Below are 13,820 nucleotides of genomic sequence, written 5' to 3'. Positions count from 1 at the left end.
GCAGCCCGGCGAGCGTCGTCTGCGGGGCTACCGTGGTCGAGCCGGTGCGGCTCACCCCAGTACCGGCGGCCAGCCCGTCGTCGTCGCGGACCAGCGCCACCCGGGCCGGTCACCTCGATCACACCCAGTCGAGGCGCGAGCGCCCCACTTCCTGTCCCGGACAGTGGGGCGCTCGTGGTCGCTCACCTGCGCGTGGCAGACTCCGGCGATGGACCAGATCTTCGTCTTCGCGGTCGAGGACGCGGACGCAGCCTGCTGGCGCGCCGAGCTCGGTGTGGTCGCCCCCGACAAGGCGGCGGCCGTGGGGCGGCTGCGCGAGGCCGGCGTCCGCAAGTCGCAGTTCAGGAACGGCCTCAGGCCCGACCGCGTCATGGGCTTGTCGGAGATCGCGCTTGCCGGCCTCAGGTCGGGTGCCGTCGTGCGTCGGCGGGACAACGACGGATGGACGCCGTGGGAGGTCGTCGCGAGCGACCGGACGCTGAACTGGCGGCGGTCGGGGCAATTCGCCATCGACTCCCGTGGAGGCGTTCACCGCCTCCGCTGAGGCTCCCCACCGGCACCGGCACCGGCACGACACCGGCCCCGGCACGACCTGGCCTGACCCCGACGACCTTGCCCGGAACGGGCTGACGGAGAACACCCATGCGGAAGACCATCGTCATCACGGGAGCCAGCGACGGTATCGGCGCGGCTGCTGCGCGCCAGCTGTATCGCGACGGCCACGAGGTCGTGATCGTCGGGCGGAACGCGACCAAGACCAGGGCCGTCGCGGACGAGCTGGGCGCACCGCACCTCGTGGCCGACTTCGCGGACCTGGCACAGGTCCGCGAGCTCGCCGCCCGGCTCTCCGCCGACCATCCGAGGATCGACGTGCTGGCCAACAACGCCGGCGGGATGATGGGCGACCGCGCCCTCACGGTCGACGGCCACGAGAAGACCTTCCAGGTCAACCATCTCGCACCGTTCCTGCTGACCACGCTGCTCGTGCCGACCCTCGTCGCGAGCCGCGCGACAGTCATCCAGACCGCGAGCGTGGCGGCGAAGCGGTTCGCCAGGTTCGACCTCGACGACCTCCAGAACGCGCACGGCTACTCGCCGCTGCGGGCCTACGGGAACGGCAAGCTCGCCAACATCCTCTTCACCGAGGAGCTGCAGCGCCGGTACGGCGACCAGGGCATCAGCGCCGTCGCGTTCCACCCCGGTGTCGTGGCGAGCGGCTTCGCCAGCGACACCACCCACGCCATGCGGTACCTCTACCACGGGCCCCTCAAGCGGCTCTTCACCATTACCGCCGACCAGGGTGCCGACCAGCTCGTCTGGCTCTCCGAAGGAGCACCCGGCACCGACTTCCTGCCCGGCGCCTACTACGAGTCCCGCAAGGTCGCGACGAAGGTCAGCCGAGAGGTCGGGGACGTCCGGGTCGCGCGAGAGCTGTGGGAACGGTCCGCCGCCCTGGTCGAGATGCGTGCGTGAGAGAGGGCGGCGCAGAACTCACTCGTCTGTCGGATCGGCGGCTGACGCCGGTACGGGGCGGGTGCCCACAGCGGCGAGAAGAAGAATCCAACGGCCGCCTCCACGAAGAACCCCATCACCAGAGCAGAGGATCGCCGTTCCGTCACCCCCAGGGTGAGCGGCAGCAGGTCAGGAGCGCGGTGCCGCCGAGACTCATCACCCTCATGACAGGTACCTCAAAGGCGCTTGCTGCGACGGAACCCGTGTGTTTCGGCGCGACGATCGAAGATGTAGATGACGCTGACGACGAGCGCGACTCCCACGATTCCACCCACCGCGCAGACCACCATGGTGCGGATGGACGCCACGACGTCCTGGGAGTCCCACTGGACCACGCACAGCGCCACGACCCCCGCGAAGCCCGAGATGATGGCGCGCCGGTACCGGGGCATGCCAGCCTTGGAACCGCTCACCTGACGCACTTTGCCCGCGGACCGACAAGGGCGCCACCCCTGGCGGAGGGTCCGACCGGGAATGAACCTTGCCGAGGCCCGGCGCATGAGAGCCTAGTGCGCAGGTGCAGACGCCTTACTTGCTCATCGAGTGGCACTGTTCGCCGCGAAAGTAGCCGTTCACGTAAAGCCGTGCACACTGAAGCCCTCGCTTGACCGTCCTGTTCGGCTCGTACGCGAAGTAGGGTCGCCTGATGTACGAGCATCCGTCATGGACCTTTGACCGCACTGTCGAATAGATCTTCGAGCCATACCGGTTCTGAAAAGTGATCCGCCAGTTACACATGCCGAAGACGATACCGCCTACCGGCTCCCAGCGCGCCGATTCGCGGGTTATGCGGCATCCGGAACCCTTAATTGAATGTGCGATCAGGCCGGTCGGGACCCTCCAAGTGATCCCGCCCAGGTTGAAAGAGAACTTCCCCGTAAGTCCTTTTCCGTATGCCGAGCCGAGCATCCCGTCCTGAGGGGATGCGACCTCGGGTGATCCCACATAGTCGTCCCGGGTGGGATCGGTAGACTGCGTCGTCCCGCCAATGATGCGGTCACCCGAATGCGCAGGCGCCTGCCCGAGCGCAACCTCGGCCGAAGTTGCGGCGCCCCGGTGCCCGTTATGCCCCTCGGCTGCCGCCACGCTCGCGACCGGGGTAGCCGCTATCAACGCTGCCGACATCATTCCCGCAAGGATCGGGGTGTAGTGACGATTGATCACTTTACTCATGCGCAGCTCAACTCCTCTTCGATCCTCGCATCGGCCACTTTCCGAGAGCAGCGGAAACGAGGGCAAGCGTGCCAGAAAAAGCGGCCCACCGAAGCCCGATCGACTGGTTTGCCAGCGCCAGCGCGAGATCCTCCAGGCTTCGAGCCCCGTCGGCGTACCCGTGCGCAACGCCGAAATGGTTCATCGCTGCAACCAACGCCCCCGCCGCTGCGAGGTAGAGCGTCACCTGGGACGCCCTGATCGTCTTCGCTGGTTGAAGTGCGGTCTGGCCCCTCAATGCATTCTCCTCAAAGGTCCTTGGTAACAACGCGCCTGGTAAACACCGGCCCGGGGTGCAATCTCAGATCATCCCCGACGCGACAAGACCCTGCACCGTGCGCCGGGCCCGCGTACGACATCTGCAATGTGATATGGGTCTCCAATCCCAAGGTAGTTTGGGGTACGCCGCGGCATGGCTCGGCGGTCCGGTGCTACGGCGCCCCCCGAATTGCGGTCGCCCGATGCGGAAGACGTTCCTCAACGACCAGCGACTGGTGGACCCGGGCAGGGTCGGGACCATGCACTTCGAATGCACCAACCCAGACTGCCGTCACTCGTACCAGGAGCCGGTCCGGTAACTGGGCGGTCGAACGCCGCGGCCCAGGCGACTCTCCACACGGCAGCCCAGACGCCTGTCGGCCCTCGCGCGATGCTGGCCGCATGCACGGCCTCGAGCACCGAACCCGGGTACGACCTTGAGCGCGACCTCGCGCGGCGGGACGCCCAACACTGGGACCACCCACTGCAGCGCATCCTCAACGCGCACCCCATCCCCCGGCGCGGCCTGCAGCGCGACTGCCACGTCCGGGTGCGCGCGTGAGTCGTGTGGGAGTTCGACGGCGAGGAGACCAGGGAGACGCTCGCGTTCGCGTGGACGCCGCGGCTCGTGCTCGTCGAGGTGGACTCGCGGCGGTTCGGCGTCGGCGGCGCATGGCTGCTGCCAGCGGACGTGGAGCGCATGTGACACGAGTTCGTCGCGGCCGGGCCTAGACCTCCGACTTGTGGGAGAGACGGTCACCGAGCAACTCGCGAAGGAGGCCCTCGAGCACAGCACAAGCCCCTGCAACCTGGTCCCGTGTGGTGCCGCTCCCGTGCGTGAGCTTGCTGCGGACACCGTAGGCATCCTTAAACGACCTGCGCACCAGCTCGCGCTCGTCGTCGCTCTCGCGAAGTGTGGCTGCCAGGTCTTGCCCCGCGCGGTTGATCGACTGCGTCTTGAGGCTGCTCAGACCACTCATCAGGAGCGCCCGCTCCTCAGGGTCGAGTTCTGCTTTGCGGGTCTGGTCGATCAACTTTTCCAGGTAGGCGACAGTCTCGGGAGAGCGAGGGGCCCGGGTCACGAGGACCTCGAACGCCGATGAGAGCATCAGCAGCCGAGCGTCAAGGTCCTCGATAGTCGCTGCCGCCGAGAACATCGCGTACGACGTTCGGATCTCGTCGTCGATGCTCTGCGACGGCGGCCTGGCCGCCGCTACCGACTCGGCGAGCGCCTCGATCGTGGTCGGAACGTATGCGGTTGCCGACCCGGACGTGTACCGCGGCCGGCTGGCGGACCTGAACGTGTGCACGCCAAGGTGCTCGGCCTCGATCGGAGTGTCCGGGTCATACTCGTAGCCGAAGTGCGGCGCGAGAATCTTGTACCCCTCGCGTGTGAGGCCGCCGCTCATCGGTGTCGTTCGCGCGCCAAGATCTGCGCCCAGTCCGAGTGACGCCAGAGCCACCAGCAGCGTGTCGGCCCAGGCCTCCCCTGCGGCCCCGGCCTCGGCCTCGTCAACGTAGCCGTGCCCTATCAGCACAAGGTCGCGGGCGAGCGACAACTTGGTGCCATGCCCGAGCGTCTCGACCACGAGCTGACCTGCCTCTAGCCCGAGGGCCTCCCCAAGGTCGAACGACCTTGTGTCATAAGCGAACGCCGGCGCAGCCAGGCGGAAGCGGAGTCGGAAGCTGAACCCGACGTCGGTCATAAGTCGCAGGCTAGAACCGCCGGCGAGCGGCCCGCTGGGTGAAACTGGTCGGCCGGTGGAGCCGCTTAGGATCTGGTCGTGACCCTGCGCGCGCACGTCGAGACCCTCCCCCCGACCCGTGAAAAGTCCGCGTGATGGCGCTCAAGGACCTGTACGACCTACAGGATCTGTCGACTCGCTCCCCGACGCCCGACCGGAGGTCCCGTCAGATCGTGGGGGTCCGGCGCGCCCGGCGCAGATGTTCCACCACTTGTTCCACCTGCACCCCGCTGGGGCCCAGACGCCGAGCATGACGAAGGCCCCGGATCGTTGAGAATCCGGGGCCTCTGTGTCGGAGCCGCCTATCAGAATCGAACTGATGACCTATTCATTACGAGTGAATCGCTCTACCGACTGAGCTAAGGCGGCGCGCTCCTGACCGGCTGCTGCCGGATCAACGAGCGCGCCCACAGTACCTGACGTGCGCGGCGGGTTCCAAACCGACGACGGGCACGACGCCCGCTTCGACGCGACATCGTGCGCTGACCTCCGCATACTCGTGCCCAGCACGCGCACCGCCGTACGCCGGGCACCCGGCCGAACCGTCTGGAGGACGACCATGCACCCCACCCCCGCGCCGCAGGCGGTCCCCGTGCCGACAGGCCGGGGCTGGTGGTGGAAGTCGCTCATCATCGGTGTGCTGCTGTGGGTCATCACGGCGGCGGTCACGTTCGGCACGCAGAACTCGAACCTCATCCCCACGGTGATCCTGCTCGGCAGCTTCCTGGTGCCGTTCACGGTGGTGCTGTTCGTCGTCGAGCGGGCCTACGGGTCGATCGACATCATGCTGCTGCTGGCGGCGTTCTTCTTCGGCGGCATCTTCGGCGTGCTGGGCGCGTCCATCCTCGAGTCGCACCTGTCGCCGTCGTGGTGGATCTACGTGGGCGTCGGCGCGATCGAGGAGCTCGTCAAGGCGGTCGTGTTCCTCGTCGTCGGGGCGCGCGTCGCCGAGAAGACGGGGCTCAAGGGCGCGCTGCTCGGCGCGGTGGTCGGCGCCGGGTTCGCGGCGTTCGAGTCGGCCGGCTACGCGTTCAACGCCAGCCTGACCCGCCTCGGCCAGATCGACCTGAACTCGCTGCTCCAGACTGAGGCCGTGCGCGGCCTGCTCACCCCCGTCGGCCACGTGCTGTGGACGGCGATCCTGGGCGCCGCGATCTTCGGCGCCGCCTCGGCCGCCGGCAAGTACCGGTTCACCGGCGGCGTGCTGCTCGCCTACCTGACCGTCGTCGGCCTGCACGCCCTGTGGGACTCGATGGGCTTCCTCTCCGCGTGGCTGGCCGTCAAGGTCACCGGCGGTCTGCACTACGTGCTCGCGTACGGGCAGCTGCTGCCCGCCACGTCCGACAACGCGTCGACCTGGTCCACCGTGTTCTACGTGGTGGGGCTCGCCGTCATCTCCGTGCTCGGCGTCCTGGCCCTGCGGCACTGGTCCCGCGCGCGCCGTCCGGTCGAGCAGCTCGCCTGACACCGCCCGCGGGCGAGGTCAGCAGGTCGTGCCCTCCTTCGGCACGTCACCGTCCACGAGGTAGGACTCGACGACGTCCGCCACGCACGGGCGCGACGGCGAGTACGCGGTGTGCCCCTCGCCCTCGTAGGTGACGAGCACGCCGGAGTCGAGCGTCTTGGCCAGCCCCTCGGCCCACTTGTACGGGGTCGCCGGGTCGTTGGTGGTGCCGACGACGACGATGGGCGCCGCGCCCTTCGCGTGCACGTCGTACTCCTTCTTCGCCATCGGGACGGGCCAGTCGGCGCACGACGTGCCCCCGTACGCGAAGAACTCCCCCACCGTCGGCGCCTGCTTCTCGATCTCGGCCGCCTCGGCGCGCATCTCGTCCGGGTCGGTCGTGCCACGGTCGTCCAGGCAGCCGACCGCCCGGAACGCCTCGGACGAGTTCGTCGAGTACGAGCCGTCCGCGTTCCGGTCGTTGTACGTGTCGGCCAGGTAGAGCAGGGTGTCGCCCGTGCCGCTGTTGATCGCCTCGTCGAGCGCCTGCGTGAGCACCGGCCAGTTCGCCTGGTTGTACAGCGTGAGCGCGACGCCGTAGAACGCGAGCGTGCTCGTCAGGGGGCGGTCCTGGTCCGACGTCGGCAGGGGCCGCTCGTGCGTCTGGTCGAACAGCGCATGGATCCGCTGCATGCCGTCGTCCACCGACCCGGGCAGCGGGCAGTCCTGCCCGGCCTGGCAGTCCGCGACGTACGCGCGCAGGGCGTTCTCGAAGCCGACCGCCTGCCCGGCGGAGATCTCGTCCGACGAGAGCGTCGTGTCGATGGCGCCGTCCAGCACCAGACGCCCCGCACGGTCCGGGAACAGGCCCGCGTACGTCGCCCCGAGCTGGGTGCCGTAGGAGTACCCGAGGTAGTGCAGCTGGTCGTCGCCGAGGACGGCGCGCAGCATGTCCATGTCACGGGCGGCGCTCTGCGTGTCGACGTGCCCGAGCACGTCGCCGCTGTTCTTCGCGCACGCCTCGCCCCAGGCGCGGGACTCCGCCTCCATGGCGGCCAGCCCGTCGTCGGTGCTCGGGTCGAAGTCCTTCGCGAGCGACTCGTCCTTGCGCGCGTCGTCGAAGCACTTCACCGCCGTCGAGTCCTGCACGCCGCGGGGGTCGAAGCCGACGATGTCGAACGCGTCGCGAAGCTTCTTGCCGAACGTCGAGCCGTTGTTCGAGGCGTCGCTGCGCACGAAGTCGACGCCGGAAGCCCCCGGCCCGCCCGGGTTCACCAGCAGGGAACCCTGCGGGTCCTTGCCGTCGGCGGGGTTGCGGACCAGCGCGAGCTCGATGCTGCCCGCCCCCGCGTCCTGCCACGACAGCGGCGCCGCGGCGGTCGCGCACTGCAGACCGTCCTTGCAGTCGGTCCACTCCAGCGTCTGCCCGTAGAACTTCTCGAACCCGTCCGGCGCCTGCGACGCGGCCGGTCCCGACGCAGACCCCGCGGGCGCCTGCTCCTTCGCGGGGGTCGTCGTGCACCCGGCGAGCAGCAGCAGCCCGGCGACGAGGGCGGCGGACGCGCGCACCGCGGCCGGACGGCGAGAGGTGCGGCGAAGAGTGGTCGTGCGGCGGGCGGTCGGGCGGCGCTCGTCGAAGTTCACCCGCCCAACCTACCGTCGCCCCCCACGTGGTACGTCCAGGGACCGGTCAGCCGTTGCGCGCCACCCAGGAGACCGGCCCGGTCCGGCCGTCCGCGGCCCGCGGCGCGACGTCGACCGTGCCCTGGTCGCCGAGCCGCACGGACACCGGCTCGCCCGAGTCGGCGGCAGCCGGCAGGGCGACGGCGCTGGTCGTGGGCGTGTAGTCCATCGTGCACGGCCCGTCGGACCGGTCCTCGAACGGCACGACCACCGTGCCGCCGGACGAGTCCCACCGCCCCTCCGGCTCCGCGACGAGCGGGCACGAGCTCGACCCGTAGGTCACCACCAGCAGCACGCCGGGCGTGGGCGACCAGGCGGCACCCGCAGGGCTGTCCATCGTGCCCTGGACGCCCTCGGGCAGACCGCGTACGTGCTCGCCCGGCTCCGGGGCGGCCGGCTCCTCCCCCGTCCCCGAGGACGGGGCCGACGGCGAGCCGGACGTCGCGCCGCCGCCCGGCGTGCCGGACGCGCACGCCGCCGTCACACCCAGGGCGAGCACGCCCAGGACGCCCGCCAGCAGGAGCCGACGGGCGCCGCGAGGCACAGGGACGGTCACCCGGCGACGGTCTCGCGGAGGTCCGCGAACCGCAACCGCTCCGGCGTCGCGGCAGGTGCGGCCTTGCGCAGGAAGTCGCGGCGCTTGGCGGCGAACCCCCGCCGGTCGTCGAACAGGTCGCGCGCCATCTCCGCCAGCTCGACGGTGCGGTAGTAGGACAACGGGCGGCGCGGCGCTCGCACGCGAGCAGCGGCGACGGCCTCCTCCCGCTCCTCCCCGGACGTCAGCGCGGCGGCGCGGTCGGCCAGCCACGCGGCGAACTGCTGCGGGTCGCGCGGCCCGACGGCGTCCACCAGCCCGAGGCGGGCGGCCTCCGCCACCGACACGGGCAGCTTCGCACCCAGCAGCCGGTCGGCGTCGACCTCGCCGAGCCGGGACGCCACCGTCCACGTGTGCAGCTCGGACCCGAAGATGCCCATGTCGTAGTACGGGTTGAGGACCACGCCGTCCCGGGCGAGCACGACGTCGGCGCACAGGCCCGTCATCACGCCGCCCGCACCCGCGTTCGCCGTGAAGGCGGCGACGGTGAGCTGGTCGGCGCGCGCGATCGCCTCGCACAGGTCGTCGATGGCCTGGATGTTGGCCCACGCCTCCGCGGCCGGGTCGTCGGCGGCCTCGATCGCGCCCAGGTGGATGCCGTTCGAGAACGCGTGCTCGGTGCCGCGCACCACGAGCACCCTCGTGTCCTCCGTCAGCGCCTTCTCGACGGCGGTGGTCAGACGGCGGCACTGCTCGGTGTGCATCGCCCCGCTGTACGAGCGGATCGTCAGGTAACCGACGTCGCCGTCGCGCTCGTAGACGGACTCGGCGAGCTCCTGCGGCGCGGGATGGAACGGCACGCCGGCCACGTCGAGCACCCACGCCGCGGGCAGCTTGGTGCCCCGCTTGTCGGCCAGCGTGGCGGCGTACCCCACCCAGAGCGTCCCGTCCCCGGTCGCGAGCGCCACCGCGTCCTCGTCGCGGCCCACCACCGTGCCGGGCGCGGCGTCCGCGACGAGCGAGCCGGCCGTCGCCACGGCGTCGAACAGGCAGACCAGCGCCCCCCCCACCGTCGCGGGGGCCCCGGGTGCGCCGTCCGCCGCGGCGACGATGCGCGCCAGCTCGGCCGCCGGCCGGGACAGGTCGAGCTCGAACGCGACCCGGCGCAGCAGCGGCAGCTCGCCCGTGCCCGGCACCTCGCGCTCCGCCGCGTCCGCCGGGACCGGCTCCTCGCCGTCCGCCAGCTTCCGCAGCACCTCGTCGACGCACTCCATCGCGGCGTCCGCGACGAGCCCGTTGTACAGGGCGCTCTTGGCGACCGGCGGCGACGGCATCGCGAAGGTCGACGTCGCCCACACCGGGCCGGCGTCCATCTCCTCCACCGTGGACAGCGCGGTCACGCCCCAGCGCTCGCGCCCGTCGAGGATCGCGTGGTCCAGCGACGACGGCCCCCGGTCTCCGACCGGCCCGGGGTGCACGACGACGGTCGTCCAGCGCCGCCACACGTCCTCGGGCACACGGTGCTTGAGGAACGGCGCCAGGATCAGGTCCGGACCGATCTCCTCGACGCGCGCGGTGAGCTCTTCCGGCGACCCGAACGCGGGAGCCAGCTCGACGCCGACGTCGTGCCCCCGGTCCACCAGATGCCCCCACACGCGCTGCGTCAGGCCGTTGAACGCCGAGACGAGCAGCAGGATCCTCATGCCAACCCCCAGTCAGGCACGGGGCCCCCGTGGCCCCCGCCGCGGAACACCTCACCGCATGAAGGGGTCATCAGGCAACTGTCGCCCGGAGTCGTCGCCGCGCAGGTCAGCCCTGCGGGCGCAGCGCGACCGTCATGGCCTCGAGCGCCAGCAGGGGCGCGACGTTGCCCTCGAGCCGCTCGCGCGCCGTGCCGATCGCGTCCATCCGGCGGATCGTCTGCTCCGGTGTCGAGTCGGCGGCCAGCGCCCGCACGGTCGCGTCGTGCTCCGCGTTGACGAGGTCGACGGTGGCGCCGAGCTGCACCACGAGCACGTCGCGGTAGAGGGACAGCAGGTCCACCATCGACCGGTCCAGGACGTCGCGCTGGCGGCGCGTGGCACGGCGCTTCTGGTCGTCCTCGAGCTGTTTGAGCTGCGAGCGCAGCCGCGGGGGCAGCGTGTCGCCCTCGTGCACGCCGAGGGCACGCAGCAGCTCCGCCTTCTCGACGGCGTCGCGCTCGGCCGTCGTCGCCACGGCCTCCGCCTTGGCGACGTCCACGAGCTCGCCCGCCGCGAGGACGGCGTCGCCCACCCCGCGGATGCGGCGTGCGATCTCCAGCACCGCGTCGCGCCGCCGTCGTGCGTCGTCGTCGCGCGCGAGGCGGCGCGCCAGCCCGACGTGGGACTGCGCGGCGCGGGCCGCGGTCAGCGCCACGCCGGGGTCCACGCCGTCGCGGCGCACCAGCAGGTCCGCGACGTCCTGGGGCGGCGGCACCCGCAGCACCACGCCGCGGCAGCGGGACCGGATGGTGGGCAGCACGTCCTGCGCGCTCGGGGCGCAGAGCACCCACACGGTGTGCGGCGGCGGCTCCTCGATGGCCTTGAGCAGCACGTTCGTGGTGCGCTCGGCCATGCGGTCGGCGTCCTCGACGACGATCACGCGGAAGCGGCCCGAGGACGGCGTGCGCGCGCCGGTCATGATGAGGTCGCGCACCTCGTCGATGGTGATGACCACCTTGTCCGTGGCCACCACGGTGAGGTCCGGGTGCGTGCCCGCGAGGGTCGTCGTGCACGCGTGGCACCGCCCGCAACCGCCGGTCTCGCCGTCCGTGCCCGTGCACTGCAGCGCTGCCGCGAAGGCGCGCGCGGCGACGGACCGGCCCGAGCCCGGCGGTCCCGTGAGCAGCCACGCGTGCGTCATCGCGGCCGGGTCGGTCGCGGCCCGGCGCAGCAGCGCGACAGCGTCCGGCTGCCCGACGACGTCGTCCCACACGCTCATGGCCGCCCCCCGCCGGTCCGGTCCTGCGCAACCGCCGGGGAGTCCTCGTCGGCCTCTGCGACGGGCTCGGACACCGCCTCCTCGACCACCGGCGTCAGGTCGAGGCGGGCGGCGACGTCCACCCGCACCTGGGCCTGCACGTCGTCGAGCGGCGCGGACGCGTCCACCACCATCCAGCGCTCCGGCTCGGCGGCGGCGCGCCGCAGGAACGTGTCGCGCGTGCGGCGGTGGAACTCGTCGCCCGCCTGCTCCAGCCGGTCCGGCTCCCCGGACAGGCGGGCGGCACCCACGACGGGGTCGAGGTCGAGCAGCACCGTCACGTCGGGGAGCAGGTCGCGGGTGGCCCACGACGACAGCGCCTCGATCTCCTCCTCGGACAGCTCGCGCCCCCCGGCCTGGTACGCCACCGAGGAGTCCAGGTAGCGGTCCGTGAGGACCACCGCGCCGCGCTCCAGCGCCGGCCGCACGACCGTCGCCACGTGGTGGGCGCGGTCGGCCGCGTAGAGCAGCGCCTCGGTGCGGGCGTCCATGTGGTCGCCGTGCAGGACGAGACGCCGCAGCTCGGCACCCAGGGGGGTGCCACCCGGCTCGCGCGTCACGACCACCTCGCGCCCGGTCACCTCGTGCAGCCAGTCGCCCAGCAGGCGCACGTGCGTCGTCTTGCCGACGCCGTCGCCGCCCTCGAACGAGACGAAGTACCCAGGTGCGCTGCTCACGCAGACACGGTAGTCGGTGGCGGCGACACCCGGCCGCGCAGTGCCGGGAGCGTGCGCCCGGCGGCACTCCTGCTCCGCGGTGCCGCTGCGTGACCAGCCCCACCCCGGCCCGACGCGCGGTAGGCGCCCGGCGGCGTGACGATGGGAGGGACACCGCCCGTCGCCCCTGGAGGTCGCATGCCTGCCGAGTCGTCGTCCACGCCGTCCGTCACCCTGCTCACGGAGGACGCCTGCTGGGAGTTCCTGAGCACGCAGTCCGTCGGCCGGCTCGCCACGGCGGTGGGCGGGGAGGCGGAGATCTTCCCCGTCAACTTCGCCGCCGCGGACGGGGTCGTGTACTTCCGCACCCGCCCGGGCACCAAGCTGGTCGAGCTCACGGTGAACTCGCGGGTGGCGTTCGAGGCCGACGAGTGGGGCGAGGCCGTAGCGACGAGCGTCGTCGTGAAGGGCACCGCGCGGATCCTGGAGACCGACGCGGAGCTCGCCGCAGCCGGTGCCACCGGCCTGACGAGCTTCCAGGACGACGGCAAGAACGTCTGGGTGAGCATCACCCCGTCCGACGTCAGCGGGCGACGGCTCACCCGCTGACGCGCGGGCGGCCCGCCGGCCTCACTCCCCCGGGTAGACGACGCCCACCTGGCGCCGCACGGCGTCGAGCGTGTCCATGACCTCCAGCGTGCCGTCCCACGACATGCGGGGGGACTGCTGCTCCCCCGCCGCGACGCGCCGCGCGACCTCGGCGGCCTGGAACTGCTTGCCCTCGCCGCGGAAGCCGTCGTAGGACCACGTGGCGCCGTCGTGCCGCTCGACGGTGAACGACGTGGGCGCGTAGAAGGTGCGCGCCACCTCGATGCGGCCTTCCGTCCCGGAGATCACGGCCGTGTTGGCGGTCCGCGACCAGAGGGTGGTCGAGAGGGTGGCCTGCACGCCCTCCGGGTAGCCGAGCACCATGCCGACCTGCCCGTCCACGCCGGTCTCGGTGAGCGCCCCGACGGCGGTGACGGACTCGGGCGCGCCGAGCAGGTCGTGGGCGAACGACACCGGGTACACACCGAGGTCCAGAAGCGCGCCGCCCGCGAGGCCGGGGGCGTACAGCCGGTGCTCGGGGGCGAACGGGAAGTGCTGGCCGTGGTCCGCGATCACGCTGACCACACGCCCGATCTCGCCTCGGGCGAGGACGCCGCGCAGCGCCGCCACGTGCGGCAGGAAGCGCGTCCACATCGCCTCCATGACGAAGACGCCGGCCTCGCGGGCGGCGCCGAGGACCTCGCGCGCCTGGGCGGCGTCCTGCGTGAACGCCTTCTCCACCAGCACGTGCTTCCCGGCGCGCACCGCGAGCAGGGCGTGCTCGTGGTGGTGGCTGTGCGGCGTCGCGACGTACACGACGTCGACCTCGGGGTCGGTCACGAGCTCCTCGTAGCCGCCGTGCGTCCGGGCGCCCGGCGCGTGCGCGGCGGCGAACGCCTCGGCCTTCGTCACGTCGCGCGACCCGACGGCGACGACGGCCGAAGCCGTGTGCTCGCGGACGCCGTCGGAGAACGACCCGGCGATGTTGCCGGCGCCGAGCACGCCCCAGCGCACGGCGGGCGCCGTGCGCGGGTCCGGCACCGTCCCCACGAGGTCGTCGGGGGTGAGGCCGGGCGCGAACGAGGCAGGTGTGACGTCGGTCATGGCGACACCGTACCGGCCCGCCACCAGACCCGGCCCTGTTGTGGGTACGAAAAGGGCGGGAATCCGGCCTCGGATTCCCGCCC

At 71.7% G+C, this 13,820-nt stretch carries 15 protein-coding genes and 1 tRNA gene; 5 read left to right on the top strand and 11 right to left on the bottom strand.

Annotated elements, in window-relative coordinates; all coding sequences use genetic code 11:
- Positions 1 to 208 precede the first annotated feature (208 nt).
- Positions 209 to 544, top strand: coding sequence for a hypothetical protein (locus tag ACWGKI_RS09155; protein ID WP_452186423.1), 336 nt, complete (start codon positions 209 to 211; stop codon positions 542 to 544).
- Between the two features lie 98 nt (positions 545 to 642).
- Positions 643 to 1,473, top strand: a complete 831-nt coding sequence (locus tag ACWGKI_RS09150; RefSeq protein WP_452186422.1) for an SDR family NAD(P)-dependent oxidoreductase — start codon at positions 643 to 645, stop codon at positions 1,471 to 1,473.
- Between the two features lie 215 nt (positions 1,474 to 1,688).
- Here ACWGKI_RS09150 and ACWGKI_RS09145 read toward each other — a convergent pair whose 3' ends face one another.
- The 3 genes from ACWGKI_RS09145 to ACWGKI_RS09135 all read right to left on the bottom strand — a co-directional run bounded on the left by ACWGKI_RS09145 (position 1,689) and on the right by ACWGKI_RS09135 (position 2,911).
- Positions 1,689 to 1,925 (bottom strand): hypothetical protein, encoded by a 237-nt coding sequence (locus tag ACWGKI_RS09145; protein ID WP_452186420.1) that lies wholly within the window; start codon positions 1,923 to 1,925, stop codon positions 1,689 to 1,691.
- A 115-nt stretch (positions 1,926 to 2,040) separates the two neighbouring features.
- Positions 2,041 to 2,685, bottom strand: a complete 645-nt coding sequence (locus ACWGKI_RS09140; RefSeq protein WP_452186418.1) for a hypothetical protein — start codon at positions 2,683 to 2,685, stop codon at positions 2,041 to 2,043.
- A gap of 7 nt (positions 2,686 to 2,692) precedes the next feature.
- Positions 2,693 to 2,911, bottom strand: a complete 219-nt coding sequence (locus ACWGKI_RS09135; RefSeq protein ID WP_452186416.1) for a hypothetical protein — start codon at positions 2,909 to 2,911, stop codon at positions 2,693 to 2,695.
- Positions 2,912 to 3,547: 636 nt separating this feature from the next.
- Here ACWGKI_RS09135 and ACWGKI_RS09130 point away from each other — a divergent pair.
- Positions 3,548 to 3,688 (top strand): hypothetical protein, encoded by a 141-nt coding sequence (locus tag ACWGKI_RS09130; RefSeq protein ID WP_452186414.1) that lies wholly within the window; start codon positions 3,548 to 3,550, stop codon positions 3,686 to 3,688.
- 22 nt (positions 3,689 to 3,710) lie between these two features.
- Here the strand turns inward: ACWGKI_RS09130 and ACWGKI_RS09125 are convergent, their stop codons facing one another.
- Both ACWGKI_RS09125 and ACWGKI_RS09120 read right to left on the bottom strand, forming a co-directional pair.
- Positions 3,711 to 4,688 carry a hypothetical protein gene (locus ACWGKI_RS09125; RefSeq protein WP_452186412.1) on the bottom strand — a complete coding sequence of 326 codons (978 nt, stop codon included), beginning with the start codon at positions 4,686 to 4,688 and terminating at the stop codon, positions 3,711 to 3,713.
- 335 nt (positions 4,689 to 5,023) lie between these two features.
- A tRNA-Thr gene (locus ACWGKI_RS09120) sits at positions 5,024 to 5,096 on the bottom strand.
- Positions 5,097 to 5,286: 190 nt separating this feature from the next.
- On the opposite strand from ACWGKI_RS09120, the gene ACWGKI_RS09115 reads away from it, so the two are divergent.
- Positions 5,287 to 6,192 carry a PrsW family intramembrane metalloprotease gene (locus tag ACWGKI_RS09115; protein WP_380240578.1) on the top strand — a complete coding sequence of 302 codons (906 nt, stop codon included), beginning with the start codon at positions 5,287 to 5,289 and terminating at the stop codon, positions 6,190 to 6,192.
- 18 nt (positions 6,193 to 6,210) lie between these two features.
- Here the strand turns inward: ACWGKI_RS09115 and ACWGKI_RS09110 are convergent, their stop codons facing one another.
- From ACWGKI_RS09110 to tmk, 5 genes are all read right to left on the bottom strand, one after another.
- On the bottom strand, positions 6,211 to 7,815 hold the full coding sequence (locus ACWGKI_RS09110; protein ID WP_452186410.1) for an alpha/beta hydrolase: 1,605 nt from the start codon (positions 7,813 to 7,815) through the stop codon (positions 6,211 to 6,213).
- A gap of 46 nt (positions 7,816 to 7,861) precedes the next feature.
- On the bottom strand, positions 7,862 to 8,410 hold the full coding sequence (locus tag ACWGKI_RS09105; RefSeq protein ID WP_452186408.1) for a hypothetical protein: 549 nt from the start codon (positions 8,408 to 8,410) through the stop codon (positions 7,862 to 7,864).
- On the bottom strand, positions 8,407 to 10,092 hold the full coding sequence (locus ACWGKI_RS09100) for an enoyl-CoA hydratase-related protein (protein ID WP_452186406.1): 1,686 nt from the start codon (positions 10,090 to 10,092) through the stop codon (positions 8,407 to 8,409). The genes ACWGKI_RS09105 and ACWGKI_RS09100 overlap by 4 nt, the downstream gene beginning before the upstream one ends.
- Before the next feature lie 106 nt (positions 10,093 to 10,198).
- Positions 10,199 to 11,350 (bottom strand): DNA polymerase III subunit delta', encoded by a 1,152-nt coding sequence (locus tag ACWGKI_RS09095; RefSeq protein WP_452186404.1) that lies wholly within the window; start codon positions 11,348 to 11,350, stop codon positions 10,199 to 10,201.
- Entirely contained in the window at positions 11,347 to 12,066 is a 720-nt protein-coding gene (gene tmk / locus ACWGKI_RS09090) for a dTMP kinase (RefSeq protein WP_452186402.1), read from the bottom strand. The genes ACWGKI_RS09095 and tmk overlap by 4 nt, the downstream gene beginning before the upstream one ends.
- Before the next feature lie 177 nt (positions 12,067 to 12,243).
- Here tmk and ACWGKI_RS09085 point away from each other — a divergent pair, with 177 nt between their 5' ends.
- Positions 12,244 to 12,654: a pyridoxamine 5'-phosphate oxidase family protein gene (locus tag ACWGKI_RS09085; RefSeq protein ID WP_380240591.1), complete on the top strand. Its 411-nt coding sequence runs from the start codon at positions 12,244 to 12,246 to the stop codon at positions 12,652 to 12,654.
- A 21-nt stretch (positions 12,655 to 12,675) separates the two neighbouring features.
- Here the strand turns inward: ACWGKI_RS09085 and ACWGKI_RS09080 are convergent, their stop codons facing one another.
- Positions 12,676 to 13,737, bottom strand: coding sequence for a Gfo/Idh/MocA family protein (locus tag ACWGKI_RS09080; protein ID WP_452186400.1), 1,062 nt, complete (start codon positions 13,735 to 13,737; stop codon positions 12,676 to 12,678).
- Positions 13,738 to 13,820: the final 83 nt, after the last annotated feature.

The organism is Isoptericola sp. NPDC055881 (genome assembly GCF_053615895.1).
The sequence above is the reverse complement of the archived record's forward strand: the minus strand, read 5'-3'. Positions and strand labels throughout refer to the sequence as shown.

What these genes read in the sequence shown, in the direction of transcription:
- ACWGKI_RS09155 (WP_452186423.1), top strand. Translation starts at nt 209, where the DNA reads ATGGACCAGATCTTCGTCTTCGCGGTCGAGGACGCGGACGCAGCCTGC.
- ACWGKI_RS09150 (WP_452186422.1), top strand. Translation starts at nt 643, where the DNA reads ATGCGGAAGACCATCGTCATCACGGGAGCCAGCGACGGTATCGGCGCG.
- ACWGKI_RS09140 (WP_452186418.1), bottom strand. Translation starts at nt 2,685, where the DNA reads ATGAGTAAAGTGATCAATCGTCACTACACCCCGATCCTTGCGGGAATG.
- ACWGKI_RS09125 (WP_452186412.1), bottom strand. Translation starts at nt 4,688, where the DNA reads ATGACCGACGTCGGGTTCAGCTTCCGACTCCGCTTCCGCCTGGCTGCG.
- ACWGKI_RS09115 (WP_380240578.1), top strand. Translation starts at nt 5,287, where the DNA reads ATGCACCCCACCCCCGCGCCGCAGGCGGTCCCCGTGCCGACAGGCCGG.
- ACWGKI_RS09100 (WP_452186406.1), bottom strand. Translation starts at nt 10,092, where the DNA reads ATGAGGATCCTGCTGCTCGTCTCGGCGTTCAACGGCCTGACGCAGCGC.
- ACWGKI_RS09095 (WP_452186404.1), bottom strand. Translation starts at nt 11,350, where the DNA reads ATGAGCGTGTGGGACGACGTCGTCGGGCAGCCGGACGCTGTCGCGCTG.
- ACWGKI_RS09085 (WP_380240591.1), top strand. Translation starts at nt 12,244, where the DNA reads ATGCCTGCCGAGTCGTCGTCCACGCCGTCCGTCACCCTGCTCACGGAG.
- ACWGKI_RS09080 (WP_452186400.1), bottom strand. Translation starts at nt 13,737, where the DNA reads ATGACCGACGTCACACCTGCCTCGTTCGCGCCCGGCCTCACCCCCGAC.